The sequence below is a fragment of the Escherichia sp. E2661 genome (assembly GCF_004745185.1).
In the GTDB taxonomy this organism is placed as follows: Bacteria; Pseudomonadota; Gammaproteobacteria; order Enterobacterales; family Enterobacteriaceae; genus Escherichia.
Map to the genome: position 1 here is coordinate 1 of NZ_PDIG01000064.1, position 787 is coordinate 787.

At 50.7% G+C, this 787-nt stretch carries 2 pseudogenes; one reads left to right on the forward strand and one right to left on the reverse strand.

Annotated elements, in window-relative coordinates:
- Positions 1 to 188: 188 nt before the first annotated feature.
- A pseudogene (locus CRI63_RS23630) lies at positions 189 to 362 on the forward strand (Dyp-type peroxidase domain-containing protein); the annotation flags it as partial.
- 240 nt (positions 363 to 602) lie between these two features.
- On the opposite strand, the pseudogene CRI63_RS23635 reads toward CRI63_RS23630, so the two are convergent.
- Positions 603 to 787 (reverse strand): annotated as a pseudogene (locus tag CRI63_RS23635) (penicillin binding protein PBP4B); the annotation flags it as partial.

A 787-nucleotide genomic window follows, 5' to 3' on the forward strand; every position in this document is an offset into this window, starting at 1 on the left:
TCGACGTACGAGCTGTCATCGATCGATGCCTCAGACGTACGTAGCTGTACATCGATCGATGTCAGACGTCGTACTGTCATCGATCGATGCTCAGACGTACGTAGCTGTACATCGTCGATGCTCAGACGTACGTAGCTGTACATCGATCGATGCTCAGACGTACGTAGCTGTACATCGATCGATGCTGCACTCACGGTCTGTACTTCTGCGCCTACTGTGCGCGTCTGCATAACATTGAGCAGCAATTGCTGAGCATGTTTGGTGATACCGATGGTAAGCGTGATGCGATGTTGCGTTTCACCAAACCGGTAACCGGCGGCTATTACTTCGCGCCGTCGCTGGACAAGCTGATGGCGCTGTAAGCGTTTCTGATTCGATGATTAAAGGCCAGCCAATAGCACTTACTGACTGGCCTTCAGATTGTTGATAAAGTGCGCGTTGTACACGCCGGATGCGGCGTGAACGCCTTATCCGGCCTACAAATCGTGCGAATTCAATACATTGCAGGGGCCGCGTAGGCCTGATAAGCGTAGCGCATCAGGCAGTTTTGCGTTTGTCAGCAGTCGCAGGTCAGCCAGTAACACAACTGACTGGCCTTTTTATTACTTTTGCTTCAACGCCGCATACACCTGATCAACTACCCAACCATAAGTTGCAATCGGTAACTGACCGCTTTCGAACATATTGGGATTTTTTTGTGGACGAGCACTGGCGAATGGGGCTTGTTGCTTAACATCACAATCGCCATATGATTGACCGGATCGATAACGGTTACCGTCCCTGTCCA